The following is a 25,410-nucleotide window of genomic DNA, read 5'->3' on the forward strand; positions in this document are numbered from 1 at the left end:
GAAGGCTGGTTGGTTCAGTGACGCGACTGGTCAGGCGATTGGTCACTTCTGGCGGCGTTTGGTCGGAGCTAGGCGACGGCCGAATTCACCCGGTGATGTTGGTGGTGCTGGTGGTGAGGTCGTTTCGGTGGCTGGTGCTGTGGGGATGGGGTGGCTGGTGAGTTGGGTCAGGGCAGTTTCGGTTTCCTTGGCGGGGATGCCGTAGCGGTGGCGGCTGGCGGCGCGTGCGTCGATGGCGGGGCGTTGGCTCGGGTGTGGTGGCAGGGTGATGCCGGAGATCCAGCCGGTTTCCTGGCCGTCGACCCACGCGGTCGAGTAGGTGGCGTAGCGCGGTAGGCGGATGAAGTCGAGCGGTTCAAGGCCGGATGTCATGGCGGCCATGTCGCGGGCGTCAGGGGCGGCCAGGCCGAAACAGATTTTGTTGCGGGCGTTGGCATCGATGGCCGCGCGCATTGCTGGGGTGAGTTGGTTGCGGTATTGGTGCGCCAGGTGCCAGGCCACGCCGAGCGAGCGGGATTGTGCCAGGGCGTCTGCCAGGTCGCCGGGGATACCGTGGAGGAAGTCGTGGACTTCGTCGACGTAGATGCTGACCAAGTGGCGGCGTTCTGGCGGTAGTGCGGCGCGGGACAAGATGAGTGGCCAGAGTTGCCCGATGAGCAGCGAGCCGAGGAGCCGGGCGGCCTCGCTGCCGATCACCCCCTTGTTGAGGCTGACCAGCAGGATGGTGCGGTTGGTGAATACCTCTCGGAGTTGGAAGCGTGGCTGGGTCTGTCCGAGCACGGCGCGCAGCTGCGGGCGGATGACGAATTGCTGGAGTTTGTTGAGGACTGGCGCTATCTCCGTGGCTTGCTGCTCTGGGCTTTTAGCGTCGAATTTCGCCCAGAATGCTGATACACCGAGCGGGTCGTGAAGCTGGCGGGTGACCATGCGCCGGAAGGCAGGGTTAGTCAGCAGGCTGGGGATCATCACTAGGGTGGCTGCCGGGCCGCCTACCTTGGCGAGGGTCAACAGCGCGGCGGTCAGGATTTCCTCGGTGCGGATACCCCACGAGTCGGCGAACACGGCCTTGCAGGTTGCCAGGAGCGCATCGACGGTCAGCTCCGGCTGCCTTGTAGCGGCTGCCAGCGGATTCAATCCAACCGGGCCGGGGTCGGTGGGATCCAGTACCACGACATCATCCACACGCTCGGTCGGGATCCGCTCCAGTAGATCGGTGACCAGGTCGCTTTTGGGGTCAATGACCACCACGCCGCGGCCGGCCGTGATGTCGGCCAGTGCCAGATGCTCCAGCGCCGTCGATTTACCAGCCCCAGTCGGGCCGAGCAAGACCGTGTGGAGCAGTGCATCCCGCGGAGGAATCCCCAACGCGACCGGCCTGCCGGGTGCACTGGAGCGAGCGAATACCCGCCCCGCCAGTCGTTGATGCATGCCAGCCAGCCAGTTCGGTGGCGGGATCTGCCGAGGCGATACCGGCGGCAGGCCGGGCAAGTCTCCCTCGCCAACCGGCCAACCGGTGAGGGAGGCGATCTCGGTGCTGCTCAGCTGCAATCCGTAGTACCACGGCCGCCGTACCTGGTGGAGTTTGGCGGGATCCTCAGGCCACAACCGCAACCGCACGCCGGCCGCCTCGATGGTGCACAGCGCCCCGAACAGCCGCTGGATCAGTGCCCGGGCCTTTTGGGGTGTGGCTGCTTCGGCGCCAAGTCGCACACTCACCAACGCGCCGTGCTGCCGGCGGCGTTCGCGTACCCGGGCGAGTTCATCACCACTGGCAGTTCGGGCTCCGTGGTTGAGCAGACTCCACCACGACTGCCGCGCCTCGAGGGGCGGACGCCGCGACAGCATCGGCGCAACCCGCCCACCGATAAACAGCTGCAACACCAGCTGCTCGCCGGTTCGGAGCCCCGACAAGCCAGCCAGCAGCGCCCGAGTCACCGCTTCAATCCGGCTGGTATCCAGCGCCAGTAACGGATGCGTCACCTTGAGGCGTGCCGCCCGGGTCACCGCCCGCCGCACCCCGGCCTTCACCGTCTGCATACCGGGAACTAGCTCACCCAGCAGCGACTCCACCACGCGGATACACCTGACGTCGGCCGCGATCTGAAAGCGGATCGTCTCGTTCGTTGCCCGGGTTTCAATGACCAGCGACCCCAGACCAGGATCAGCCACCAGCCGATGCATCAGCTGCTGCACCATCGTCCATTTCAGCGGCCGCGGCCAATACAACTCACGCCAGCACCATCGCCGCTTGCTACTCACGATGCGCCTCCATCATCCGGGGCAGGGGCACTGACTCCGCCAGCCTCATCAGACCCAGCAGGGCCGTTGGCCTCGGTGGTTGCTTCTGGGGTTTGTTCGATCCGCCACAGCAGGTACATCGCCAAGGCTTTGGCCAGTTCACGCCGCGAGATCGGGGTTTGCCACAGCGGCACCACCCGCACCTGCGATGACCGGGACGTGCCGCGGCCGACCTCTCGTTTACGTCCACGCCTTGCCATGTCGACCTCCTCGTCGTTTCACCACCAGAACCGGTTTCGCCACCACCACATCAGCCCCCACGCCCCGGCGGCGACGAGCCCGATGCCGCCGGCAACCAGCATCACGGGCAGCCAAATCCTGCCCAGAACGCACAACGTCATCTCGACGCATACGGCGCTTACCAGCAGCGACAGCGCGCCGGCGAGTAGCCTCGTAGATCGGTTGTTCATCCCACCACCAGACATCAGTTCCTCCTCGCATCCGTTTCATCGCTGCAGTCCCCCGAGCTGTTTCATTCCGTCCTGGTTGCGGCCGGTATCACTGGGCACCGGATACCCCGGAATGACAATGTCAGCATCAACCTGGTTACCCCACACCGACCAATCCGCCCGTGACTCCGGACGCCGGCGCGCAAACAACTCCAGATACGGCCCCCGCGACACCCTCTCGATAACCGCGAACTGTTCAGCCGGTTTACGGGAATGCTCCCGCACCGGCGCGGTGAACCACGTCGGCTGCGACCGGAAATTCACCGGCTCTCGACCACGCGTACAAAACAACAACTGCTCCGTAGCGTTACGCAAGGAATACCGCCCACCTAGCCCCAGCCGGAACTTGACCCACGTCAGCGGCGAGCGCACCGTGAACCCCCACGCCTCCGCCACCTCATAGGCCTCCCGGAGCAGGCCATTCGTCGTCCACAACCACAAATGCGCATCCGCTCCCACCAAACTTGCCACCGGCAACTGCCTGATCTGCTCCAGGCTCATCATCGGATAGTGTTTCCCACTCGACTGACCCGGCCACGGCGGATCCGCCAACACCGTTCGGAACTGCTTGTCACAACCTGCATACTGCATACAACCTCCTCCTTCTTCATTACAATTGGTTGGTATAAGCGCCCCGGATATACCTCGTCTCAACCCGGCACCTCCGGAAGACGGCATCCGCCCGGGGCGCTACCTGTATTACGACTCACTCAACCCGAGAAAACAACCATCCACTCGGACACAATTCCCACCGATCGGACACCCCGACCACCCAGCCCCACCACAGAAACAGCAGGGCATATTCAGCAATTAAGGGACACAAAAACCGCTATTGTAGAAAACGCAACACCCAGCCACCAACCACACCCCCACAAGCAGCTGGATGCCACGCTCTCAACCATCACGACCGGCGCCGCAACTCCTCAACCACCCGCCGCATCATCTCCCCCTGAACCCGGAAAGCCTGCTGCCTGAGCCGCACAGCCACCAGGCTGGCCTCGCGCTCAACACCCCGCCGCTCCGCCCGAGCCCGCTCCTTGGCCAGCCGCCGCTCATCCCGCCACCCCTCCACCCACCCCCACACCACCACTCCCAAACCCACCAGCCCAAGGACCGCCACACCAACCACCCCAAGGACTGCCAGGCCGGTCACTGGAACCTCGCAATAGCCTGCGCTGCACCAGTGGCATACGCACCCAACAACGCCTCCAAATACGGCGCACTCTCCGGCGCAACCTGCACCAACGCCTGACCGGTCATCACCAGATTCCCAACATTGCCCATCGCCTGATTCGTCAACTCTGCCCGAGCCGAATCAACCGCCCTGACGACATCACCTCGACCAGCCGTCCACTCCAACTCACGCTGCACCGCCCGAGCCAACCCCCGCGTTCGTCCACCCGACCCGGTCACCGACGACACCAACCCAGACCCAGCCGCCCGAGCCGATCCAGCACCAAACCCAGACGTAGGGATCAGATTCGACATGAGAACTCCTTCCACACCACCCGCCACCACCAAGCAGCGGAGCCGGTGTAACTCGCGTAAGAAGCCGGTTTGACTTCACACCCCAAGTCCAACCCACAACACCGGGGCCTGTCGTGACATGAAAGTGACATCGCCCTTGGAAGGGGCTGAGACCTCACGAGCCCGCACACCTGAAGACCCCTCAAGCCCCCAAGCAACCAACGCGCTCCTGCTCCCAGTGGCAGAACAGCCCTCAGTCTGCTCGGCTAGGCTGCCCAGATGAGCAGCAGCGACAGCACTGGCGGCAGTAGCCGCGCCGCCGAAGACGCCATCCACCAGGAGCTCCGGGCTGCTCGTAAACGCCCCGGTGGGCTGTCGCCGCAGGCCATGGCCCAGTGTCCAGTCATGTGCGATCTACTCGGCAACGGTGATCCCGAGGTCGCGCTGGTGGAGCTGAACCACAAGATCATGGAACTCATCGACTCCGACGACGACATCACCGCCGTGGAGGCGGCTAGTTACTCCCTTGGGCTGTGTACCGATGCCGACACCCACCTGGCTCGACTCGAGGAGTTCGGCGCCAAACACTTCCTCGACCAACGCCAAGCCCGCCGCTACAGCGACCGCGGCCTACACCAGCTGGCCCGGCTGATCTCCACCCACTGGACCACCCAAACCGTCCCCGAAGCCACCCTCATCCTCATCGGCTTGGACGAGACCCAAGTCGGCTTCACCATCCAACTCCGCTGCCAACACCACATCCACATGCACCCACCACAGCTCAGCCTGTGGCAAGACAACGAACCCCAACCCACACCCCTAAGCCCAGCCTGGACAACCACCTCCCAACCAGAGGCCCTGTGGCACGAGCAGGAGCTGACTGAGCCAACCATCGTCCAGCTCCAAAGCGAGACCACCATCCGGCTGGTCTGGCGAGGCGAAACCTGGCCCAAATTCACCGTCGTCCTCACCGGCAACATCTACGCAGACATGGTCAAGAGCCAAACACTAGGGGCAGCCTGTGCAGTGACGGTGGTGGACGCGGAGTAGCATCACTGAACCTCCGATGCGCGCCGAGCCCCCAAGGCGCTGGACTACCCCTGACCAGTAGCACAGCCGTGCCAGACGCAGAGGTTGTATAGCTGGTCGGGGACGGCAACTGGCCGTTGACGAGCCACAACACCATCACCGCGGACTGCTACGGCGCCTACAGCGGCGCTACAGGGTGGCCGCGGGAGCAGTGAAAGGGATTACGCACTGATGACTGACGCAGCCGCAGAAGCTAGTCCTCAAGAGCCGTCTGACCGAAAGTTAACCTCGTCCCTGACGAAAGTGAGCGAGTCTTCCTAACGCAAGTGAGGGGTTTTGCCAGCCAGAGGCGACTACCATATGGATTTTCTCAGGTGCTACCCTCGACTTATCTCTCACCGCCGGAAAGCCCGGCGCGAGCCTTGACAGCGACAGCGGGCAGGGCCCGTCCCAGAGAGATGCACGAGGAGCCCTCATACCCTCATGGTCACGGTGACGTGGACAATGACGCGGATGGCACAACGCCACACCGCTCAGCGCGCGCGCTCACGTCTACCAATTTTCGAATGCCTGTGCTATATTAAAAGGCAGCATGAAAGAACACGGGCCTTCATCGCAACCATCAGAGCAAAAGCCGCCAGCAGCTCAGCAGTCAGAGGCTGTGCCTGGCTTAGAAGTAGCTCCAGAGGAAATATCTCACGAAGAAGCGGTGTGTGAGAAATGCGGACGGCCATATGCGCGCAAGAAAGAACTTGGGGAGAAAGTCTTGAAAACTTTGAGAGCAGAGCATGACATGTTAAGCAGCAAGAATTCTGTTCGCCGACAGAGAGGGCGCGCCGCTTTTCGGAGTTCCTCATCGGCTAGCCCCGCCTTGGTGAAGCAGAAATCTGGGACGTCTAAGATGATGAAACTGGAAAAGAAAAAGGCTATTCAAGAAAGGAAAAAAAACATCCAAGAGAAGAGTCGGGCCCGAAGGTATCCTCCTGCCGGCTTGGCAACCTTGGAGGACCTGGAGAATAACTACATAATTCGTCAAGGCCGAACTCCTCGCAGGAGCATGCTCGTAGAAGACTGATTCGGCAATATAGGAGTAGCAGGAATTGTCTAGCCACTCTCTCTCATTTAGTGGAAGTAGTGCATTTAAAGGTTTCATCACCACCATATGCTCTGATGCCCCAGTGACATTTGTACTTGGGGCGGGAGTGTCTATAGAAGCAGGATTACCTTCGTGGGAAAGCCTGCTTGAGCAACTTGCTTTGCCAATTCTTCGTGATAGAAATTCTAGTGGTCTGTATGAACTGATTTGCGCAGAAGAACCCGAACCTACGCGTCGCGCGGAGATGATTTTAGAGAAAAGAAGTGAGCAGACAGCCCTGGATAGTCTTCATAATATTACGGCTGCGCTTTATAAAACGAAGTTAAATAAAGGCGGCGCACTTCTCTCTTCGCTAGCAAAATTGTTACTAAAGCTAAATAAGCGCGTCAAGGTAATAACAACTAACTATGATGATTGCTTGGAGTATGCTTTGCGCGAAGCGGGGAAACTGGAGGCTACTGATATAAAGGTTTTTGGTATTGACGATTTTGACGCATGGAGTAGTTGCGATGGAATCGGGATTCTGCATATTCATGGCTTAATTCCACGTGGGGATAGCCTTTGGGGCAGTGTGATGCCAGTGATTTTGACTGAAGGTCAGTACATAGAATACGGTGCAAGGGTTCAAGATATAATTAGGCGCCAAGCCGAGTGTAGCCATTGTATATTTGTAGGGTCCAGCCTTACGGATGCAAATACAACACACCCTTTAAGCAGTGGTTATAGGGCAGGTGATATCAAGCAAGCATTTGCTCTTATGGTGCCCAGTGAAAGATCAGCCTTCGAGCTTACTGAGAAACGTATGGCGCAAGGCATTCCTGATGATCAAATTCCAGAGGTAGACGACCTTGTCGATGCCTACTTCGATTTCCGGCTAAAACATATCAATAATGTCTATAGAACTAGCGTTATTAGACTTAAATCCTATAGTCAAGTTACGCAATGCATACAGGAGGCTATTGTCGCACTGAATAACCCCTCAGGCTACATGGATGATGATCCTAAAAACTCGTCCCGCTATGGGTTTAGACTTGGTAGGATAATGCGATATATCTATAACAGATTTGATATCAAAGATGGCGGTATTGCGCCTGGAAATGGGGCATCCGTTGCGGTCAGCGACGCTCTCGAGAATCTATTAACGGAGATCATAAAGCCGAAACTAGACTCCCTATATTCGCAGAATTTGGAGGCTTATAGGAAGAGTATGCGCGAGAAAATTAAGGTAACACGCGTACCCAAGGAAAAGCTGGCTGAGCCCTATGAATCAGAGAATTTTGGACTTCACTTGTGGTTGCGTGTATTTGAGGATGGGCGGAATGCACCTTTTGAAGTATTCCTTGTTGGATCATCCAGCTACTCGCGGAGGGATGGCAACATAATGACTCAGTGTTCACCAATCTCGTGGAGATCAGTATATGCTTCAGCCAGGTCTGTCTACAGTGGATCGTTTGAGCTACTATCCCCTAGCCGAAATGTTAATAATTTAGATCGACCTTGGAACATGTATATGGCAGTTCCTATAGCTATATCTGAACGTGATTTGTTTTCTGCATCTAGTGAAGGTCGAGTTATAGTTGGCGCCCTCGTGCTACAGACAAGTAAATACGACATGCTTCCTGGTGAAGAATTTGATTGTGGGTTCCATAGCATTCTTTCGCTTATTTCCTCATCGGGATCAGAATCAGAACAGCTGAACGACCTCGGCAACCTTTTATCAGAGTGTGGCGCCGATCTCGTCAAAACCTTTAATTCGAGAGATTCAGCAAAATAAGATTTCGCTGGCCGGTGACGGGCTCAGCTATTCAAGATCTGAATCTTCTCCTCGTAAAGTTGAGCGTGATTTCAATTGTTCGACGTATTCAGGAGAAAGATCCCGCCGTGTGCGTGGTCGCGTACCTTGATTGATCTTTTTGACGTATTCCTCAAGTTTCGCTGGGTTCTTACCGGCCCATCCGTTCGCGATTGCCCAAGCGGCGAGCAGGGGACCGTTGAGTTCATATCCTGCATCATGAAGCCCGAGTAGGACAGATACAACACAGTCCTTGTCGTAGCCGACAGCAATGGTGTTATTGTGATTGATCGTATTCGTAAGGTATTCCATCTCTTCAATAACTACCGGGTCCAGTTTTGGCGTCGGTATGGTCCACGTACTTGCATCACCAAGCAACTCTGGCATAGCTATACTCACCCAAGGGATAAGCTTAACTATGTCCCACGAGATGACGCATAGCGCACGGATATTTCTACTATTGCGTTCAATGAACTCGGCGATGTCATTGGGATTCGCCCAAGCCATGAGTACTGGCCCAGAATGTTGCATGTATGCGCCGCCCCGTGCTGTCACGTGGTCAACCTCGCTGTATCGTGTCACAAGCCACTCCAGCAGTTGATTGTGACTGAGGTTACTCTTCAAAGAAGTCCATACCGTAACATGATCGCCGCCATTCATATGACCAAAGCACCAGCTGATTCCGGCTTTGATCCCATCGTCATCTTGGCTCGTTACTGCGATTGGATAATCTGTTCCGTGCTCAAACACATGACCTCCTTAGTCAGGATCATTATACATTCTTCAACACAGAGGTCCAAAAAGTTCCTGCCCCAACCTCACGACCACCCCAACCTCCACGCAGACCCCTAGCTCCTGACAGCTAAGATACCCTCATGCCACGCGAAAAGATGTGGGTTGATTACCCAGACGGAACACATCTGTCGCAGTCACGCCAAGATCCGGGCGGGTTCAGCACCCTCGCCCGAGATGACAAGACCAACAGCCTCACCACCCATGCGATACTCCATCCCATCACTGGCAAAGATACAGAGTTCGACCTGTCGCGTCTCCTCGTGTGGGTTGGTGGCGGTGTGCTTAGTGGTGCTGCCATCGTCAAACTTGCTCCACATGTCAAGGCGTGGTGGGAGAGCCGCCTACTGCCTGCGTGGAACGATCGGGCGTTGCCGGGCATGCAGTCGTGGGTGCGCAACCTGCTCCGGCGCAAGCGGCGTAAGCAGGGCGCGCTCCAGAACGAAACGGCTGAAACCACAGACGCTCCGGCCCTGCTGCTGACGCAGGCAGACGCGGCATGTGCGCTCTTCGTCGAACAGGTTGATGCTCTCTCCGGTGAGCCCGGCACCTCGATGAGTCAGGCAGAGGCAGAAGAGCGTCTCTTCGCTATCCTCATTGCCGCGGCCTGTATCGCTGAGCAAATTCGTGCGCTCTCAGGTGTCCGTCTTGAGTCAGAGGATAGTGAGCGTGTGGAACTGCTCTCAGGAGCGATACGACAGCTCTCGACCCAACGGATTGCGGATGGCATCAACCGCCTGCTGGAATCGGACACCACGTTGCCGGATGAGGCGACGGTCGATCAGTTCATGAAGCTGTTCAAAGGCGCTCGTATCCCGGGGCAGGGCTATGCACCTATCCGGGTGGAGCAGTTGCAAGAGGCGCTGCGGCTGGAAGGACGGGCGGGGCAAGGTTCGTAGGGCGTGGCCGAACCTCCTGCCTGGCTACGCTGCTCGTTCCCGCAGTGCTGAGAACTGGGCTTCCAGGGCGGCGACTCGCTTCTCTAGGTTTTGGTTAGTTTCTCGCTGGCTCACGAACAGCGTTGCGTCAGAAAGCCCGCGGCTTTCTTCTTCCATCTGGAGGTCATGGCGAAGAGCACTAATGTCGGAGCGCGCTACCTTCAGGTCAGCGATGGCGTGATCCATCCGCGCCTCCACCCGTTCGAAGCGATTATCCATATGATCACGCGTCCGCAGGACCGTTTCTTGCGTCGCGTTGACTGAGGTAGTAAGCGTCTCGAGCTGTTCATCGACGTCTTCAAACCGCTCGTCCATCTTGTCCAGCCGCTCGTGCGTTTTGCCGCTTTCTTCCCGCAGCTCAAGCTTGACGGCGCCGATGTCCGCCTTGAGCTCGCTCTTCACATTGCTAATCTCCGCTTTGAGATCAGTCTTTACAGCCTCAATCTCCTCACGTAGTTTGGTCTGACCCTCTTCAAGCGCATCGAGTCGCTTGCAAACAGAAGTAACCTCGCTCTTAAGCGAACCTACCTCGCGTGTAATAAGTTCCTTTATTTCTTGTAAACCATCTTGCATCGTATATTCGCCCCTTTCTACTATCTATTTTACCGCGAAATAGCTGCTCTAGGCAATAGCGACAACGCGGAGATCTGTCTATGAATAATGATATAAACCCATGGAGGTGAAATTCCAAAAAGAAGAGGCGTGGCCTCCGCAGAACCACGGTGGCGACGCCTCTTCGTTATTCACTGTAGCAAAGCTATTTGAGTTTGACAACGCAACCCTCTAGTCTCTCCATGCTCATTTTGCTACAATTAAACGTAGCATATGACTTGTTCGCGCGATACCATCAAAGCCGATTCCTTACCTCAGCGTCTCCGCAAGACCAAAGCGGCCTTTCTGGCGACAGCGTTGACGCTGGCTGGCATCCTCCTCATCATGCTGAATGGCTGGCTTTCTGGCCTCAATCTCGGCAACTGGTCGTGGCTCCACGCCCTGCCACTGGGCGAGCTAGGCGGCACGCTGTTTGGTGCTGGGCTGCTGGGTACGCTGTTTGAGTATTCCTTCCGCAAAGACCAAGAAGCCGCCACCACTCGCCAGTTCCGCCAGATCATTCACGATGAGGCACCGGCGATGCGGGATGCGGTGATCGAGGGATTCCGCTTCGACACGCAGGACCTCAAGCGGATAGCCACGCCCCGGCTGTTGGATGAGTTGGCGGTCAATAGCTTGGGCATGCGTTTTGGTGATGCGGCCTTCGGGCGGGAAGTCTATGGAGACATCAAGCACCAGGCGATCACGGCCGAGGAGCGCTGGTATGACGCGCGAGTCGACGCGACCCTAGGTATACCTAGGGTTAGGGGTGTAACCCCTAACCTGTTCTTTGACTTACTGGTCCGCTGGGAATACACGGTGGTGCCCAAGCACCGGTTCCGGAAGTTCGCCATGGTCTCGGATCGGCAGCGGTATGACCAGATGGTGGCTGAGCACGGGGAGACGAGTGTGTGGTTCAAACCTGCTGGGACGAAGCTTGACGTGACAGATCTGGACAACTTTGCACTCATTGAGTTCGTGGTGGATGGGGAGCCGCTGAAGATTATCCGGACGACAGATGAACATGGGCAGGTGTACACCGTGGATGTCGGCGAGGCCGTCGTGGAGGCCGAGAAACCGGTGGTCATGTCGTTCACGTACCGGTCACGACTACGGCGGGATGGGCACATGGTCCATTTCGACGTCGACCGCCCGACCAAGGGGTTTGAGCTGGAACTGAACTACCAGGACGCTGGAATAGCCAAGATGAAACTGGTGGACTTCATCTCAAGCACCCGGCGTGCTCGGGTGAGCGAGGCTCCAGACGTCGCTGGGGTGAAGAAGTACACCATGAGCTACGACGGCTGGGTGCTGCCGCGGGCCGGTGTGGCGTTTGTGTGGATCCTGGAGGATGAGAGCCTAGACAAGTCAATTCAAGCGCATGAAACACAAGAGGGCGCGGCACAGACCGCTGGCAAGAAGCGGGGACGAGAGAACGGAAGCGCCCGCTCAACCAAGACGGCCTAGCGGGCGCCGTTCACCGACACCAAGAGATGGGTCGGCACCGTTTAGTAATCACTCGCCACCCATGAGCCGTCACCTCCCTCACTGTCTCGTCGGGACTCTTGCCATCACGCCACGAGGTCATGATGCGGCCGGTCAGCAGCCACCCATGATGGTCTCCTTTCCGTCGACGGTCCTAACAGGATACATCGTCACAGGACCTATCGTCTCTGGATACTCCGTCTTCGGGCGACTGGGATTGGCAGGTGTCCAATCCTGCGCGGAAGCCGCCCCTGTCACCCGTGACCGGGGCCTTTGGCGACCGCGTTCGTGCCACCCGGGAGGCGAAGGGGCTCAGCCAGGAAGGCTTGGCCGAACGAGCAGGACTGCATTGGACCTACATCGGGCAGGTGGAGCGTGGGCAACGCAACCTCAGCCTCCACAACATCCTGAAGATCGCCAGCGGCCTCGGCGTGGATGCTGGGGAGTTGGTGCGGGGGCTAGGCGGACAAACTTCGCCTCGAGGTGAGTGACCAACCCCTCAGGGTGTGGGCCAGCGCTGGACTTCCTCTCCTCTTCACGCTTTCCTGACTGCTTGAGCCGACTAGGAGGCAAGCATGGATTCCGCTCCCGCCGACCCAGCCGCCACGAGCAGCAGCCATCCCAACACTCACATCGAAGCGCCACCATGCCCATCGTGGTGCGTCCGTGACCACGCTGACCAAGACCCCACCGACCAGCTTCACGAAGGCCGCACGCGGCCACTCGGGGCCATCACCCTCGAACGCTCGCCAGGGGAAGCGCCAAACAGCATCACCCGCCACGCCGTCGCGACAGAACTCACTATCACCCGCTACCAGTACCCGGACGACCCCGACGAATGGATCTACATCGGCGACGGCCGCCATGGCCTAGACCTGAGCATCGAGAGCGCGCGCCGGCTGGTGCGGGTTTTGGGGAGGGTGGTGGAGGGGCAGGGGTGAACTGATCGGGGCCGAGCTCCGGACATTATTAGTAGACTTATACGTAGCATTGAGAGTCGGCAGCGCGCCAGAAAAAAGGGCGGAAAGGCCGCCATCACCACCGGAGGAAAGCAGCCCAGAAAGGAAAGTTTTGGAATGGCTATCACCATCCACGCCCTTGCTGAATCCCACATTACTGCCATCCTGACTGCTTGTAGCGACTGGGAAGAGTTGGCCCGATTCGGCCCGCCGTACTGGCGCCCACGCAGCAGCGCCGAGCTCCGGCGCAAGATCGCTGCTACCACCGGGACGCAACCAGCCACCGAGTACACCTTCGTCATCGCTGCGGAGGACGCAGGGCCTGACAACGCAGCAAGTGACTCCACCGTCTTGCCCATCGGCCGCTTGGTCGGTGAATGCTCCCTCCACGCCATCGACTGGCGCAACCGCCACGCCCAGATCGGTATCTGCATCTGGCGTCCAGCCGACCGCCACCACGGCTACGGTCGCGCCGGTGTTCGGTTCATCACCAACTGGGCAATAGACCACCTCGACCTCCACCGCTTGGAAGCCTGGATCCTGGCAGGCAACACCGCCTCACGACGACTGTTCAAAGCCCTCGGCTTTACCCACGAAGCAACCCTGACCCAGCGCTACCGCCTAAACGGCGGCTGGCGCGATATGTGGGTAATGGGACGGGTGGGGTGAGGAGAGGGATAGGTTGATGCTGGTCAAATTGTAGTTGGCTGTATCTGAGAGTCGCATCGACCGTGCAGGGTGACCTTCGCTGTGCGTTTGTTGATTGCACTGTGTTGATATACAGTATGCTGATAGCCCAACACCTACTCAGCTAAAAGGGGGAAAATCGTGGCAGTTACCGCTGATGGTCGCACCGACATGGAGAAGCTCATTGAGCTGCTCGGAGAGCCGGAGCAAGAGCATCTTGATTTTAAGGAGGGTGTTGACCTAAGTAAATCAGAGGATAGGGTTAAATTTGTTAAAGATGTGGTTGCCATGTCGAACTGCCCTCCGGGTGGATATCTATTGATTGGTGTGAGCGATTCAGGTGATCCTGTGGCGCCGATCGAAACGTTTGATCGCGAGCGGTTTGACGGAGCTCGCTTGAATGACCTCATTAGAAATTATACCGAGGGGCAAATCCAAATAATATCGCAGCTCCATGAGATAGAGGGGAAAGAAGTGGTGCTCATATATACTCATCATGAAGGAAGCGGTCTACCTGTCCCAATGAGTAAACTTGGGCAGTATAAAAACGATAACGGAAAAGATGGCATCTGCTTCCGTCCAGGTGAAGTATGGCTACGAGAAGGGGCGCAAAATGTGCTGTTGCGGTGGTCGCACTGGGATATGTTGCTCCGGGGGCGCGATCAGCGTATTCGCGAAGAAGCACGCGCCGACATCAACTCGTTGATAGCTGAGCTGGCGAAATCTTTTCGTGGAGGGCCTGGGAAAATCTCGATCCCACTTACAGTCGACATGGCGGATGAAGCCTTCGTTGAGGCCATGATAGCCAACCTTGAAACAGGTAGCGATCTGCGAATCAAGCAGTTCTTGACGAGTGTGGTGGCGACCGATAGCAACACCGATACGTTCTGTCAATCCCTAGATAAGCTAACGATCATCATTGTTCAAGCGCTCGCGCTCGGACTTCCTGATATTACCAAGCGAGCTGTGGACACGCTAATCACGATCTACCGGCAACTCGACCATGATGCTGCCGCGCAAAAGCTCGAGGTGATAGTGCGTGCATATGTAATCGGCGCGGCGGCCGTGCGGTACAGGGCTTGGGGAGTTGTTCGTGATCTTGTACTCCATCCATCGTCGGCGCATCCTAGCCTTGATTATGTTTATTCATCTTGGATTCGTGAAGGACAAGTTGAGGCCACTAGGTCAAAACTGTTTCCGAGTGATTCTAGGGGTAGCTTGATGATTCCGTCGGCGCGACTACTTGCTATAGAGCATGCCGCTATGCGGCCATATTTGCCCTCAGTTGAAACCTCGACAGATGATAGTTACGACTCACCTGATCGACTTCTTGATTCACTTTGTCAGTTTGACATACTCTACTGTCTGGTGGTTGCGGCGGAGGGAGGACACCATGGTGGAGCCTATCCTGCGTCTTCGGCTTTCCGGCAAGAACGCGCAAACCCGGCACTTAGTTTGGTTGTCTCGAATGCTGAGGTTCGCCGCGAGCTGCTTCCGGAGAGCGGTGATGCGCGAGTCGCGCAGGCTATGCATGAAGTGCTTGAACTGGCAAAGGAGCAGTCAATGAAGCTACAGTTTCAGCTGCCGAACAATTGGTGGCGGCGTCCATCGCAGAACGTGGTAGAGTTCATAAAGAAGCACCAAGGGGATCGTAGATAGTAAGAGAATATGGTTGGCTGCCATGTCTATTAGCGCGTAGCAGCCAACGGTTCCCCGCATATCTCGATTCATGATGTTTCCCTCACCATCCGTTCCTTAACCGCATTTTCACTCCGCGCCGTACCAAGCAGCCCCGGACAGCGCCGACGCCGCTGCCAAAGTACCCAGTGATGACCCGAGGGGCTTGTCCAGGACACATCCTCACCCCTGTCGCTCCCCCAGCCCTCTGGACTTTTCGTTCCATCTGAGCGTCAATAGAAGCAGGGCAGTCTCGGACGAGCCGCCGGTTTCTGCCCTGACAAGCCATAACACCCGGTAGCCAGGGTCCCGAGGACGCAGGCGGGTAGAGGGTGAGAAAGGAGAGGGCGCTCATGACCAACACCATCACCAACCCCACAAGCCACCGGCACGGAGTCCGCCTATGACCACCGATCCGTTTGCCGCCATGGCCGCCTCACTCACCCCAAAGCGGGCCGTCTCCTACCTACGGGTCTCCACCCGCGAACAAGCCCAACGCGGCGGCGCTGCCGAGGGCTTCTCCATCCCCGCCCAACGCGAAGCCAACAAGAAAAAGGCCATGGCCCTGGGCGCTCTCATCGTAAAAGAGTTCGTCGACCGCGGCGAATCCGCCCGCAGCGCCAACCGCCCCGAACTACAAAAGATGCTCCACTACCTCCAAGACGCCGGCGACATCGACTACGTCATCGTCCACAAACTCGACCGCCTCGCCCGTAACCGCGCCGACGACGTCGACATCAACCGCATCCTCGACCAAACCGGTACCCGCCTGATCTCCACCACCGAGAACATCGACCAAACCCCCGGCGGCATCCTCCTCCACGGCATCATGAGCTCCATCGCCGAGTTCTACTCCCGCAACCTCGCCAGCGAAGTCGTCAAAGGCCTCAGCCAAAAAGCCCGCGCCGGCGGCACCATCGGCCGCGCCCCACTCGGCTACCTCAACAAACAAGGCCGCGACAACCAAGGCAGGGAAGCCCGCTGGGTCGACATCGACCCTGTCCGCGGCCCACTCATCACCCAAGCCTTCACCGAATACGCCACCGACCGCTGGACACTATCCACCCTCACTGATCACCTCACCGCCCAAGGCCTGACCACCGTCCCCACACCCAACCGGCCATCCCACCCCCTCGGCCACAACAAACTCCTCGCCATCCTCCGCAACCCATACTACCGCGGCATCGTCACCTACCAAGGCATCCAATACCCCGGCAAACACCAACCCCTCATCGACGACGCCACCTGGAACCGCGTCCAAACCGTCCTCAACCAACACCGCCACGGCGAACGCCAACGCATCCACAACCACCACCTCAAAACCACCATCCGCTGCGGCCAATGCGGCGGCCGGCTCATCGTCCACAACGCCAAAGCCAGAAACGGCCAAATCTATCCATACTTCGTCTGCTCCTACCGCCAACGCCACCGCACCAAATGCTCCTTCAAAGCCGTCCTCATCGACGAAGTCGACGCTCGCATCGCCGACCTCTACCACCACATCCACATCACCCCCGAAGACCGGCGCACCATCGAGAAATACCTTCGCCTCGAACTCGACCACATCTACACCCGCCAACACACCCACACCCAAAAACTCACCACCCAAGCCCGCAAACTCAAAACCCAACAAGCCAAACTCCTCGAAGCCCACTACGCCGACGCCATCCCCCTCGACCTCCTCAAAACCGAACAAGCCCGCCTCACCCGCGAACTCGACCACATCACCCGAGAACTCGCCACCCTCACCGCTGACCGTGAACGCGTCGAACAACACCTCACTGAAGCCCTCGCCCTCCTCGAGCACTGCCACCACCTCTACACCCACCCAGACACCCCACCCAGCCTCAAGAAACTCCTCAACACCATCTTCTTCACCGAAATCCTCATCAACCCAGACGACAACGCCCCAACCGGCACCCCACAACGCCCCATCCACCCCACACCCCGACCACCCTTCGACCAACTCACCAACCCAACCCTGCGACGCGACGCCGGACTCACAAACCCAGGAAAGAACAGGGACAGCGAATCCGCCCGCCGGAACGACAGCAGCGACCAAGGCAATGACGACAGCCGGGACAGGCACGGCGACCAAGACAACGGCAGCATCCACATCGGCAGCAACAGCGCTCACCTCGACCAAACAACCGCCCGCACCGGCACAGCCACCAGCCAGCTCCCCGGCAACCAAAACGCCCTCCAGGAGGATCTCCCGGAGGGCGGCACCCACATTTACTTGGGTGATGTTTCGTGTAAGTCACTTGTGGTGGGCAATAGAGGATTCGAACCTCTCACCTCTTCAACGTCAATGAAGCGCTCTAGCCAAATGAGCTAATCGCCCGTCTATTTCCAATAATAGCAGGAATTAGTGGTGAACGCAATTACCTCTTGCGGAGAGCGTAGGGGTTGGCCGTCATGTCGTTTCTTGGTGTAGTATTACGGATCCGCTACCTAGTCCATGCGTCGTAAGGGTTGCCCGGAACTTTTAACTATGATACGGTGAGAATAGCAAGGACAGAGACTAACCACCTCTCGAGCAACGTGAAAGCGGTTGCGGCGCACGAAACCAGCCGGAGCAAGAGTCATCGCCAAGGTGGAACCTCCTGGCTCGTCCCCAGGACCGAGGCACGCACGCTATACGCGTTGGGCGTGCTTTTATAATTACTTAAAGGAGGTTTTATGAGCGAAGATAAACTCTATGCAATGCGACACAGCCTGGCGCATATTATGGCGGCGGCTGTGCAGCGGGTATGGCCAGACGCCAAGTTTGGAGTTGGTCCGGTTATTGAACATGGGTTTTATTACGATATTGATCTTGGTGAAACGAAGATCAGTGAGCAGCAGTTTAATAAAATTGAAAAGGTAATGCGACGAATCATTGCCGAAAAGCAAGACTTTGTGTGCACAAAATGCCCAATTGATGAAGCAATTCAATGGGCCAAAGATAGCCATCAGCCATATAAAGAAGAACTTCTTAATGACCTAAAACGTGCCGGGACAACGGTAGCAAAAGATCTGGACGCTGCAGAAATGGGTACAATTGCCGAAGGTGATAGCGCGCTCGATGAAGTTTCGTTTTATACCAACGGGTCGTTTAAGGATCTGTGTCGTGGACCGCATGCTGTAAATACCAGTCAGGTTGGTGCATTTAAGTTGATGCGGGTTGCGGGCGCCTATTGGCGGGGCAATGAAAAGAATCCTCAAATGCAGCGACTATACGGTGTAGCTTTTGCTACGCAGGAAGAGCTGGATAAATATTTGGAGAAATTAGAGCTGGCCAAACAGCGTGATCACCGCAAGTTAGGCAAGGAGCTTGATCTGTATACCACCTCGCCGCTCGTGGGGGTTGGTTTGCCATTATTTACACCTCGTGGAACTATCTTGCGCGATATCGTGGCCCAATACTCAAATCAGCTGCGTCAGAGGTTTGGTTTTGAAAAAGTCTGGACGCCGCATATTACTAAAAAGGACTTGTATGAAACGTCAGGCCACTGGGCCAAATTTGGCGAAGAGCTGTTTTTAGTTAAAAGTCAGGAAACCAGTGATGAAATGGCGTTAAAGCCGATGAACTGCCCGCACCATACGCAGATTTTTGCTTCACAACCTCGTAGCTACCGCGATATGCCGGTGCGCTACTTGGAGACGACCACTGATTATCGTGACGAGAAAACCGGTGAGCTTGGTGGTCTGAATCGCGTGCGCTCATTAACCCAGGACGATAGTCATGTTTTCTGTCGTCCAGATCAAATTGAGCAAGAGATCAATAATTTGTTGTCCGCTGCCCAGGAATTGTACGGTACTATTGATATGAAACTGCGGGTTCGACTGAGTTATCGCGATGATTCTGATGCATATTTGGGCGAACGTGAGCTGTGGGCTTCCGCACAAAATCAGTTGAAATCAGCAGTTGAAAAAGTTGGCTTGGACTATTTTGAGCAGGAAGGTGAGGCTGCTTTTTACGGACCAAAAATTGATTTCATGGCAACTGACGCTATCGGTCGTGAGCACCAAGTCGCGACAGTGCAGCTAGACTTCGTGCAGCCGCAACGGTTTGGTTTGGAATACACAGATAGTGATGGTAATTTTACAACACCTGTGATGATTCACTGTGCGCTGCTCGGGTCGATTGAACGATTCTTGAGCGTCTTCATTGAACACACGGGTGGTTGGTTCCCGTTTTGGGCGGCACCAGAACAAGTACGTATTCTAACGATTAATGACACCGTCTCAGACTACGTTGATGAAATTACATCGATTTTATCAGAGGTGACCTTAATGAAACCAATAAAATACAACGATGTAAGATTTACAATAGATAGTCGTAATGAATCCCTTGGGAAAAAGATTCGTGAGGCGACTGTTGTAAAAATACCAATACAGATTATTGTTGGGCCAAAGGATCAGATAGCACGTGTCGTAAGTATCAGGACGCATGCGGGTGAAGAGCAAATTCCGCTTGAACAGCTAGCTGAATATATACGGGGACTGTAATCTTGTGCGTAGGCTAAGAATTGCAATTGATATTGACGATGTTTTAGCAGAAAATGCAATCGGGTTCGTGGCATTTAGTAATGAACGGTGGGGCACACGATTGAGGGTTGATGACTATAGCGAACATTGGTCAGAGATGTGGCATGTTGATAGCGAGGAGGCAGAACGGCGTGCTCATGTCTTTCACGACTCTGGTGCGATAAAGGGATATGCTCATATAGGGGGGGCGGAGGAGGTGCTTAGAAACATGTCGCAGGTGCATCATCTCATGGTGGCTATTTCGCGTCGCTTGCAGGTGCAAAGCGATACACTGCTTTGGATCGAGGAGCATTTTCCAGGGGTTTTCGCCAGTTCTGCGGTCTACTTCTCTGGCCTATGGGATACGGTGCACGAGGACTCTCATAAACTGACAAAAACAGAGTTAATCACGCAAATTAATGCTGATGTTTTAATTGATGATCAGTTGAAACACTGTTTAGCTGTTTCCGAGACTGGTCGTAATGCCATCTTATTTGGTGATTATACTTGGAATAGAGCAGATAGTTTGCCGGATAGAGTGGTGCGATGCCATTCGTGGTCAGAAGTGGAGGTGGAAATTGAGCGAATTGCCAATAGCTAGCTTGCGAGACCGGATCTATATTCTCATGGCGCAGCTACCTGACGACAAGGTGACGACGTACGGTGACTTGGCAGCACTGTCTGGACACCCGCACGCAGCACGAATTGTGGGCGGGATAGCGCATGGTGGCCCAGAGAATTTGCCGTGGCATCGCCTAGTGAACGCGAAAGGTGGCTTGGCGGTAGGTTTTCCGGGTGGGCAAGGTGTGCAAAGGCAGCTACTTGAACAAGATGGTATTTATTGCGATGAAAGGTGGCGGATAATTGATTTTGAGGAACGACGATGGCGGCCGAAACTATAAAAGCAAAATTACCCCTAGTTGTTATCGCGGGGCCGACTGCTAGTGGTAAGACCTCGCTAGCGATTCGTCTGGCAAAACAATATAATGGCGAAATAATTTGTGCCGATAGCAGAACAATATATCGAGACATGGATATTGGTACGGCAAAGCCAACTATGGCTGAGCGAGAAGCCGTGCCCCATTGGGGCCTTGATTTGGTCAGCCCGGGCGAGACATTTAGCGCCGCACAGTTTAAGGAGTATGCTCTGCAAAAAATAAGTGAAATTCGCTCTCGGGGGCGGTTACCGTTTCTTGTCGGCGGCACGGGTCTCTATATCGATGCAGTAATTTTTAATTTTCAATTTGGAGCTCCTCCTGATCCTAGTTTACGGCATGAGCTAGAAAAAAGGACAGTAGTCGAACTACAATATTATTGTTATAAATACAACAGAAAATTACCAGAGAATAACAAGAATAAGCGCTATCTTATACGTGCTATTGAACAAAAAAATAAAAATAACAGATATGAATTTATGATTAGAGATAATAGTATCGCTGTAGGTATAGCAACGAATAAGGAAATATTGCGAACAAGAATTGTGCTCAGGTCTGAACAATTATTTTTAAATAATGTTGTGAGTGAAGCAATGTTGTTAGCCCGAAAATATGGCTGGGATAATGAGGCTATGACGGGTAATGTCTATCCGTTGGTCCGAGAGTTTTTGAATAGAAATATTACCGAAAATGAATTAAAGCGGCAATTTGTTATAGCTGATTGGCGGTTGGCGAAGCGACAGATGACGTGGTTGCGGCGTAACCCGTTTATCATGTGGGCGACGCTTGACTCTGCTGAACACTATTTGTCACAACTTTTGGCTCGGGCGTAAAATTTATGGTACAATTTTTAATACATGATTGATGCGCTGTTCGGCTCAAAAACGAGGGTGAAGTTACTACACCTGTTTTTAGCGAACCCTGAAAAATCGTTTTATGTTAGAGAGATTACGCGATTGATCGGCGAGCAAATTAACTCGGTACGGCGTGAACTATCAAATATGCTCAGAGTCGGAGTCATTGTTTCGAATAATTATGACAATAAATTGTATTACGCTGCGAATCAGCAGTATGCATACTTCACGCCACTAAAGATGATTTTTGCCGATGAGCGACCGAGTGAGCAAACCGACCATAACAAAAAGAACAGTATACCGTGGGTGGGCGATATCGCTCGGCTGTCCGGGCTAAAGATCGCTATAGTCGCCGGTGCGTTAGTGCGTGGATCGACGAGTCGGGTTGATATACTGTTGGTCGGTCGGCTATCGGAGTCGAGAGTTGGTGTCGCCATTAAGAAAATTGAAAAAGCCGAGGGGAGAGAGCTGAATTATGCTGTAATGAGCTATGATGATTTTTACTATCGTCTGAGCGTTAGAGATAAGTTTGTGATGGAAATAATGAATAGTAAGCACTCGGTTGTGGTAGACGCAGAGAGTATACTAGTATAAGGAGACGTATATGTTTGAAGTAGAATACAAAGGTGCAAATAACGTTATTTTTACAACGAAAATGGTAAAAATCGCGTTTGATCCAGCGCTATCGCTGGTTGGACTTAAGGATAACCTTGGGGTACAGGACGTTGAGATATTGTCGGAGGGTAGATTCGCCGCAAGCAATGTAGTACCACGGCTGCTCTTTAGTGGCCCGGGTGAATATGAGGTCGGCGATGTGTCTCTGAAGGGGGTGGCAGCCTGGCGACACATTGATACGGAAACTGATGTCAAAAAATCAACGATTTACCGTTTAACAATTGGTGGTGTGCGTGTTGTGATTATAGGTAATGTTGCTCCAAAATTGTCAGAGTCTCAGCTGGAGGATATCGGTGTTGTTGACGTTGTTGTGATACCGGTTGGCGGTGGTGGTTACACGCTTGACGCGACATCTGCGGCTCATATGGTACGCCAGCTGGAGCCGAAAGTGGTTATCCCGGTGCATTATGCTGATGGTGCATTACACTACGAAGTGCCGCAAGACGACCTGTCGGTGTTTGTTGGCGAAATGGGCGTGGAGACTATTGATGCTGGGTCAAAATGGAAAGTGAAGGGGACGGCGTCTTTACCTGAACAACTATCAATCATTACTGTCGCGCGGAGCTAGGCCAGTCGATACGTTGCACTAATAAACCCCCTCCTTGTCTGGAGGGGGTTGAGTCTAGACGGTTTTTGTCTGTATCGGGCGTAACAACCCTTTCTTTTTAAGAGTACGAATTGCTTGAGTACTCAGAACCAACGTGACTTTTTGACCATCTACTACAAGAGTTTTCTTCTGTAGGTTTGGCTTAAAAGTGCGCTTGGTACGGCGAAGGGAAAAGCTAACGTTGTGACCGTATTGCTTGCCTTTGCCGGTTAGTTCGCATCGTGATGCCATTTCCAACCTCGCTTTATATTAACTAAACAATCTATCGTATTGTAGCGGTATTTCTATAATTAGTCAAGGTGTTATAATGGTAATTATGGATTTGGCATATTTAGGTATGGTCTTGGTGGTCATTCTCGTCTCAATGACGCTACACGAGGCGATGCATGCGTTTATGGGCTATTTTCTCGGAGATGATACGGCCAAGGCGGAGGGGCGGCTGACGTTAAACCCGCTGAAGCATATTGATCCATTCATGACGCTTTTGCTGCCATTATTACTGGCTATGCTAGGGCTGCCAATTTTTGGTGGTGCTCGACCGGTGCCATTTAATCCTCAACGCGTGCGACACGGTGAATGGGGTGCAGCGTTCGTAGCGCTTGCTGGGCCACTGACTAATTTGTTTTTAGCGTTTTTAGCGTTTGGCATGGGTGCTGTCAGCGGCGTTATCACCAGCGGTGGGCTGATTCAAAATACGTTAGCGGGGCAAATTACTAGCCTCGTCGTGTTGGTTAATTTAGGCTTTTTCGTGTTTAATATGTTGCCGCTGCCACCACTCGATGGATCGCGAGTGCTGTATGCGCTCGCTCCAGAGAGTGTGCGCCGTGGCATGGAGTGGATTGAGCGCTACGGGGTAATGGTGGTGTTCATTATCATTATGATCGGACAGGCGGCAATTGGGCGAATTATGACGTTCGCTACGAACGGTATTATCCAATTCTTTTGCATGATTTTTGGTGTATAATAGAGATAGCCTCAGGTAGGCGGGCGCATATGATTTTCCTAACATCATATGATAGGGAGTCCTAATGGTCAGTCATCGTGGTGACTGGTTGCGGATACCCACCTTGCATTTATGCGGGGGAATATCACGCGCTTGCACTGCTTGGGGCTTTTATGATGTATAATAATAGGGCAGCCTATTAAGCGATCGCTTGGCGGTGAAGCCAAGAGGAAAGTCCGGGCAGTAAAGGACACCGACAGTCGCTAACGGCGACCGGGGGCAACCCTAGGGAAAGTGCCACAGAAACAAAACTACCTTTGTGGCGATAGACACAAAGGAAAAGGTGAAACGAGTAAGGTAAGAGCTTACAGTCCTCGGTGGTGACACAGAGGAGAGGTAAACCCTGTCGACTGCAAGGAGGTCTACAAATGAGTTGTCCGCTCGTAGGCCGATAACCGCTTGATTTATCTGGCAACAGGTAAACTAGATAGATGATCGCTCGCGACAGAACCCGGCTTATCGGTAGGCTGTAAACTAAAACCTTCTCTCAGCGGAGAAGGTTTTAGTTTGCTGAAGTCGCTTTCTTATAGTGCTGCTTTAACAATTGCGGTAAAGGCCGTAGGTTCGTTAACGGCTAACTCTGCCAACACTTTTCGGTCAAGCTCAATATTCTTTGCCTTGAGAGCAGCCATGAGCCTGCCGTACGTCGTGCCCTCTTGGCGAGCGGCTGCGTTAATCCGGGTAATCCACAGGCTGCGGAGGTCTCGTTTTTTATTGCGTCGATCACGATAGGCATATTGCAGAGCTCTAATTACCCCCTGCTTCGCTAAGCGAAAGCTACGAGTTCGATTGTGCTGCATGCCTTTAGCGGCTTTCAGAATTTTCTTGTGCTTTGCGTGTCCAGGGACGCCTCGTTTTACCCTCATAGATTAAACTCCCATTGCCCGTCGGGCATTCTTTGCCATCGAGCCTGTTACTTTCGCTGTTGTATTAATCGCCCGCTTACGGCTTTTTGACTTCTTGGCTAAGAAGTGACCGCCAAATGCACGTTGACGAGTTAACTTGCCAGAGCTCGTTAACTTAATGCGCTTTGCGGTACCTTTGTGGGTCTTTAGTTTTGGCATTATTTACTCCTTATTACCACACTCAGATTGCGACCAGCCATCTGAGGTTTTTGTTCTAGAATTGCCTCTTCCTCAAGCTGATCAGTGATTTTTTGGATCAATTCGTAACCGATTTCTTTATGCGCCATCTCGCGACCTTTATAGACGACTTGGATACGGACCTTGTGTCCATTGGCGAGAAAATCTCGTATTTTGCGCAGCTTGACTTCGAGATCGCCAGCGCCAATCTTCAGGCCAAAGCGCATTTGCTTGAGATCGCCGACTTTTGCCGCGCGCTTGTTGCGCTGCTGGTCTTTGATCTTCTGATATTGGAACTTGCCCCAGTCAATAATCTTGGCGACTGGTGGATTGGCATTTGGTGATATTTCAACGAGATCAAGTCCCGCATCCTCCGCCGCTTGAAGGGCGTCGCGCAGGGGCATTATCCCCAGCTGTTCACCGTCAGAACCAACAACGCGCAGTTCCCGAGCACGGATCGCTCCGTTGATACGAATTGATTT

Annotated in this window: 28 protein-coding genes, 1 tRNA gene, 1 other RNA gene and 2 pseudogenes; 18 read left to right on the top strand and 14 right to left on the bottom strand. The window is 54.7% G+C overall.

The annotated features are described in order from the left end of the window. Positions 1–42: 42 nt before the first annotated feature. The 7 genes from GWK74_00650 to GWK74_00680 form a co-directional block, all read right to left on the bottom strand. Complete coding sequence (locus GWK74_00650; protein QHU90834.1) at positions 43–2,193, bottom strand: type IV secretion system DNA-binding domain-containing protein; 2,151 nt, start codon at positions 2,191–2,193, stop codon at positions 43–45. A gap of 62 nt (positions 2,194–2,255) precedes the next feature. After that, on the bottom strand, positions 2,256–2,498 hold the full coding sequence (locus GWK74_00655) for a hypothetical protein (GenBank protein ID QHU90044.1): 243 nt from the start codon (positions 2,496–2,498) through the stop codon (positions 2,256–2,258). Beyond that, positions 2,479–2,748, bottom strand: a complete 270-nt coding sequence (locus GWK74_00660) for a hypothetical protein (protein ID QHU90045.1) — start codon at positions 2,746–2,748, stop codon at positions 2,479–2,481. The genes GWK74_00655 and GWK74_00660 overlap by 20 nt, the downstream gene beginning before the upstream one ends. Further along, entirely contained in the window at positions 2,745–3,338 is a 594-nt protein-coding gene (locus GWK74_00665; GenBank protein QHU90046.1) for a methyltransferase, read from the bottom strand. The genes GWK74_00660 and GWK74_00665 overlap by 4 nt, the downstream gene beginning before the upstream one ends. Before the next feature lie 310 nt (positions 3,339–3,648). Continuing rightward, a complete protein-coding gene (locus GWK74_00670) occupies positions 3,649–3,900 on the bottom strand; it encodes a hypothetical protein (GenBank protein QHU90047.1) in 252 nt (83 codons plus the stop codon). Further along, on the bottom strand, positions 3,897–4,235 hold the full coding sequence (locus tag GWK74_00675; protein QHU90048.1) for a phosphoenolpyruvate carboxylase: 339 nt from the start codon (positions 4,233–4,235) through the stop codon (positions 3,897–3,899). Before GWK74_00675 ends, GWK74_00670 begins: the two co-directional genes overlap by 4 nt. A 245-nt stretch (positions 4,236–4,480) precedes the next feature. Continuing rightward, a complete protein-coding gene (locus GWK74_00680; GenBank protein QHU90049.1) occupies positions 4,481–4,621 on the bottom strand; it encodes a hypothetical protein in 141 nt (46 codons plus the stop codon). Here GWK74_00680 and GWK74_00685 point away from each other — a divergent pair. The 3 genes from GWK74_00685 (at position 4,620) to GWK74_00695 (ending at position 8,113) form a co-directional block, all read left to right on the top strand. Then, a complete protein-coding gene (locus GWK74_00685; GenBank protein QHU90050.1) occupies positions 4,620–5,264 on the top strand; it encodes a hypothetical protein in 645 nt (214 codons plus the stop codon). The two genes, GWK74_00680 and GWK74_00685, sit on opposite strands and share 2 nt — an antisense overlap. 571 nt (positions 5,265–5,835) lie before the next feature. Continuing rightward, positions 5,836–6,318 (top strand): hypothetical protein, encoded by a 483-nt coding sequence (locus GWK74_00690; GenBank protein QHU90051.1) that lies wholly within the window; start codon positions 5,836–5,838, stop codon positions 6,316–6,318. 25 nt (positions 6,319–6,343) lie between these two features. Then, positions 6,344–8,113 (top strand): hypothetical protein, encoded by a 1,770-nt coding sequence (locus GWK74_00695; GenBank protein ID QHU90052.1) that lies wholly within the window; start codon positions 6,344–6,346, stop codon positions 8,111–8,113. A 27-nt stretch (positions 8,114–8,140) separates the two neighbouring features. Here GWK74_00695 and GWK74_00700 read toward each other — a convergent pair whose 3' ends face one another. Next, a complete protein-coding gene (locus GWK74_00700) occupies positions 8,141–8,881 on the bottom strand; it encodes a hypothetical protein (protein ID QHU90053.1) in 741 nt (246 codons plus the stop codon). A 125-nt stretch (positions 8,882–9,006) separates the two neighbouring features. Here GWK74_00700 and GWK74_00705 point away from each other — a divergent pair, with 125 nt between their 5' ends. Next, positions 9,007–9,822: a hypothetical protein gene (locus tag GWK74_00705; GenBank protein ID QHU90054.1), complete on the top strand. Its 816-nt coding sequence runs from the start codon at positions 9,007–9,009 to the stop codon at positions 9,820–9,822. Positions 9,823–9,846: 24 nt separating this feature from the next. On the opposite strand, the gene GWK74_00710 is transcribed toward GWK74_00705, so the two are convergent. After that, positions 9,847–10,434, bottom strand: coding sequence for a DUF1640 domain-containing protein (locus tag GWK74_00710; protein ID QHU90055.1), 588 nt, complete (start codon positions 10,432–10,434; stop codon positions 9,847–9,849). Between the two features lie 252 nt (positions 10,435–10,686). Between GWK74_00710 and GWK74_00715 the strand changes: the two are divergent. The 6 genes and pseudogenes from GWK74_00715 to GWK74_00740 all read left to right on the top strand — a co-directional run bounded on the left by GWK74_00715 (position 10,687) and on the right by GWK74_00740 (position 17,376). Then, positions 10,687–11,811 (top strand): annotated as a pseudogene (locus tag GWK74_00715) (hypothetical protein). Positions 11,812–12,161: 350 nt separating this feature from the next. Continuing rightward, positions 12,162–12,428 (top strand): helix-turn-helix domain-containing protein, encoded by a 267-nt coding sequence (locus GWK74_00720; GenBank protein ID QHU90056.1) that lies wholly within the window; start codon positions 12,162–12,164, stop codon positions 12,426–12,428. An 84-nt stretch (positions 12,429–12,512) separates the two neighbouring features. After that, positions 12,513–12,878, top strand: a complete 366-nt coding sequence (locus GWK74_00725; GenBank protein ID QHU90057.1) for a hypothetical protein — start codon at positions 12,513–12,515, stop codon at positions 12,876–12,878. A gap of 135 nt (positions 12,879–13,013) precedes the next feature. Then, a complete protein-coding gene (locus tag GWK74_00730; GenBank protein ID QHU90058.1) occupies positions 13,014–13,565 on the top strand; it encodes a GNAT family N-acetyltransferase in 552 nt (183 codons plus the stop codon). 159 nt (positions 13,566–13,724) lie between these two features. Then, positions 13,725–15,242: an ATP-binding protein gene (locus GWK74_00735; protein ID QHU90059.1), complete on the top strand. Its 1,518-nt coding sequence runs from the start codon at positions 13,725–13,727 to the stop codon at positions 15,240–15,242. 445 nt (positions 15,243–15,687) lie between these two features. Further along, a pseudogene (locus GWK74_00740) lies at positions 15,688–17,376 on the top strand (recombinase family protein). 151 nt (positions 17,377–17,527) lie between these two features. Here the strand turns inward: GWK74_00740 and GWK74_00745 are convergent. After that, a tRNA-Val gene (locus tag GWK74_00745) sits at positions 17,528–17,604 on the bottom strand. Positions 17,605–17,942: 338 nt separating this feature from the next. Here GWK74_00745 and thrS point away from each other — a divergent pair. Genes thrS through GWK74_00775 form a run of 6 tightly spaced genes read left to right on the top strand, consistent with a single transcriptional unit; the run spans position 17,943 to position 22,804 of the window. After that, entirely contained in the window at positions 17,943–19,754 is a 1,812-nt protein-coding gene (gene thrS / locus GWK74_00750; GenBank protein QHU90060.1) for a threonine--tRNA ligase, read from the top strand. Positions 19,755–19,758: 4 nt separating this feature from the next. Then, positions 19,759–20,373, top strand: coding sequence for a hypothetical protein (locus tag GWK74_00755; protein ID QHU90061.1), 615 nt, complete (start codon positions 19,759–19,761; stop codon positions 20,371–20,373). After that, positions 20,351–20,674, top strand: a complete 324-nt coding sequence (locus GWK74_00760) for a cysteine methyltransferase (GenBank protein QHU90062.1) — start codon at positions 20,351–20,353, stop codon at positions 20,672–20,674. The genes GWK74_00755 and GWK74_00760 overlap by 23 nt, the downstream gene beginning before the upstream one ends. Next, positions 20,656–21,540 carry a tRNA (adenosine(37)-N6)-dimethylallyltransferase MiaA gene (locus GWK74_00765; protein ID QHU90063.1) on the top strand — a complete coding sequence of 295 codons (885 nt, stop codon included), beginning with the start codon at positions 20,656–20,658 and terminating at the stop codon, positions 21,538–21,540. The genes GWK74_00760 and GWK74_00765 overlap by 19 nt, the downstream gene beginning before the upstream one ends. Before the next feature lie 24 nt (positions 21,541–21,564). Further along, positions 21,565–22,155, top strand: coding sequence for a transcriptional regulator (locus GWK74_00770; GenBank protein QHU90064.1), 591 nt, complete (start codon positions 21,565–21,567; stop codon positions 22,153–22,155). Between the two features lie 10 nt (positions 22,156–22,165). After that, positions 22,166–22,804 carry a Zn-dependent hydrolase gene (locus GWK74_00775; protein ID QHU90065.1) on the top strand — a complete coding sequence of 213 codons (639 nt, stop codon included), beginning with the start codon at positions 22,166–22,168 and terminating at the stop codon, positions 22,802–22,804. 54 nt (positions 22,805–22,858) lie between these two features. On the opposite strand, the gene rpmB is transcribed toward GWK74_00775, so the two are convergent. Further along, the gene (gene rpmB, locus GWK74_00780) at positions 22,859–23,074 is read right to left on the bottom strand and encodes a 50S ribosomal protein L28 (protein QHU90066.1); all 216 of its coding nucleotides are present in this window, start codon (positions 23,072–23,074) and stop codon (positions 22,859–22,861) included. Positions 23,075–23,159: 85 nt separating this feature from the next. Here rpmB and GWK74_00785 point away from each other — a divergent pair, with 85 nt between their 5' ends. Both GWK74_00785 and rnpB read left to right on the top strand, forming a co-directional pair. Next, a complete protein-coding gene (locus GWK74_00785) occupies positions 23,160–23,807 on the top strand; it encodes a site-2 protease family protein (GenBank protein QHU90067.1) in 648 nt (215 codons plus the stop codon). Between the two features lie 170 nt (positions 23,808–23,977). Then, an RNA gene (rnpB, locus tag GWK74_00790) (RNase P RNA component class A) lies at positions 23,978–24,321 on the top strand. 49 nt (positions 24,322–24,370) lie between these two features. Here rnpB and rplT read toward each other — a convergent pair. From rplT to GWK74_00805, 3 genes are read right to left on the bottom strand one after another with little or no spacing between them, the layout of a single operon-like run. Further along, on the bottom strand, positions 24,371–24,712 hold the full coding sequence (gene rplT / locus GWK74_00795; protein QHU90068.1) for a 50S ribosomal protein L20: 342 nt from the start codon (positions 24,710–24,712) through the stop codon (positions 24,371–24,373). 3 nt (positions 24,713–24,715) lie between these two features. Continuing rightward, positions 24,716–24,910, bottom strand: a complete 195-nt coding sequence (gene rpmI, locus GWK74_00800) for a 50S ribosomal protein L35 (GenBank protein QHU90069.1) — start codon at positions 24,908–24,910, stop codon at positions 24,716–24,718. Then, the gene (locus GWK74_00805; GenBank protein QHU90835.1) at positions 24,910–25,404 is read right to left on the bottom strand and encodes a translation initiation factor IF-3; all 495 of its coding nucleotides are present in this window, start codon (positions 25,402–25,404) and stop codon (positions 24,910–24,912) included. Before GWK74_00805 ends, rpmI begins: the two co-directional genes overlap by 1 nt. Positions 25,405–25,410: the final 6 nt, after the last annotated feature.

Source organism: Candidatus Saccharibacteria bacterium oral taxon 488, assembly GCA_010202115.1.
GTDB lineage: Bacteria > Patescibacteriota > Saccharimonadia > Saccharimonadales > Saccharimonadaceae > Nanosynbacter.

Excerpts from the sequence above, each read along its gene's own strand:
- rpmI (QHU90069.1), bottom strand. The coding sequence starts at position 24,910 with ATGCCAAAACTAAAGACCCACAAAGGTACCGCAAAGCGCATTAAGTTA.
- GWK74_00725 (QHU90057.1), top strand. The coding sequence starts at position 12,513 with ATGGATTCCGCTCCCGCCGACCCAGCCGCCACGAGCAGCAGCCATCCC.
- GWK74_00770 (QHU90064.1), top strand. The coding sequence starts at position 21,565 with ATGATTGATGCGCTGTTCGGCTCAAAAACGAGGGTGAAGTTACTACAC.
- GWK74_00675 (QHU90048.1), bottom strand. The coding sequence starts at position 4,235 with ATGTCGAATCTGATCCCTACGTCTGGGTTTGGTGCTGGATCGGCTCGG.
- GWK74_00665 (QHU90046.1), bottom strand. The coding sequence starts at position 3,338 with ATGCAGTATGCAGGTTGTGACAAGCAGTTCCGAACGGTGTTGGCGGAT.
- rplT (QHU90068.1), bottom strand. The coding sequence starts at position 24,712 with ATGAGGGTAAAACGAGGCGTCCCTGGACACGCAAAGCACAAGAAAATT.
- GWK74_00730 (QHU90058.1), top strand. The coding sequence starts at position 13,014 with ATGGCTATCACCATCCACGCCCTTGCTGAATCCCACATTACTGCCATC.
- GWK74_00785 (QHU90067.1), top strand. The coding sequence starts at position 23,160 with ATGGATTTGGCATATTTAGGTATGGTCTTGGTGGTCATTCTCGTCTCA.
- GWK74_00660 (QHU90045.1), bottom strand. The coding sequence starts at position 2,748 with ATGAAACGGATGCGAGGAGGAACTGATGTCTGGTGGTGGGATGAACAA.
- GWK74_00765 (QHU90063.1), top strand. The coding sequence starts at position 20,656 with ATGGCGGCCGAAACTATAAAAGCAAAATTACCCCTAGTTGTTATCGCG.
- GWK74_00705 (QHU90054.1), top strand. The coding sequence starts at position 9,007 with ATGCCACGCGAAAAGATGTGGGTTGATTACCCAGACGGAACACATCTG.
- GWK74_00690 (QHU90051.1), top strand. The coding sequence starts at position 5,836 with ATGAAAGAACACGGGCCTTCATCGCAACCATCAGAGCAAAAGCCGCCA.
- thrS (QHU90060.1), top strand. The coding sequence starts at position 17,943 with ATGAGCGAAGATAAACTCTATGCAATGCGACACAGCCTGGCGCATATT.
- GWK74_00710 (QHU90055.1), bottom strand. The coding sequence starts at position 10,434 with ATGCAAGATGGTTTACAAGAAATAAAGGAACTTATTACACGCGAGGTA.
- GWK74_00655 (QHU90044.1), bottom strand. The coding sequence starts at position 2,498 with ATGGCAAGGCGTGGACGTAAACGAGAGGTCGGCCGCGGCACGTCCCGG.
- rpmB (QHU90066.1), bottom strand. The coding sequence starts at position 23,074 with ATGGCATCACGATGCGAACTAACCGGCAAAGGCAAGCAATACGGTCAC.
- GWK74_00680 (QHU90049.1), bottom strand. The coding sequence starts at position 4,621 with ATGACTGGACACTGGGCCATGGCCTGCGGCGACAGCCCACCGGGGCGT.
- GWK74_00775 (QHU90065.1), top strand. The coding sequence starts at position 22,166 with ATGTTTGAAGTAGAATACAAAGGTGCAAATAACGTTATTTTTACAACG.
- GWK74_00685 (QHU90050.1), top strand. The coding sequence starts at position 4,620 with ATGTGCGATCTACTCGGCAACGGTGATCCCGAGGTCGCGCTGGTGGAG.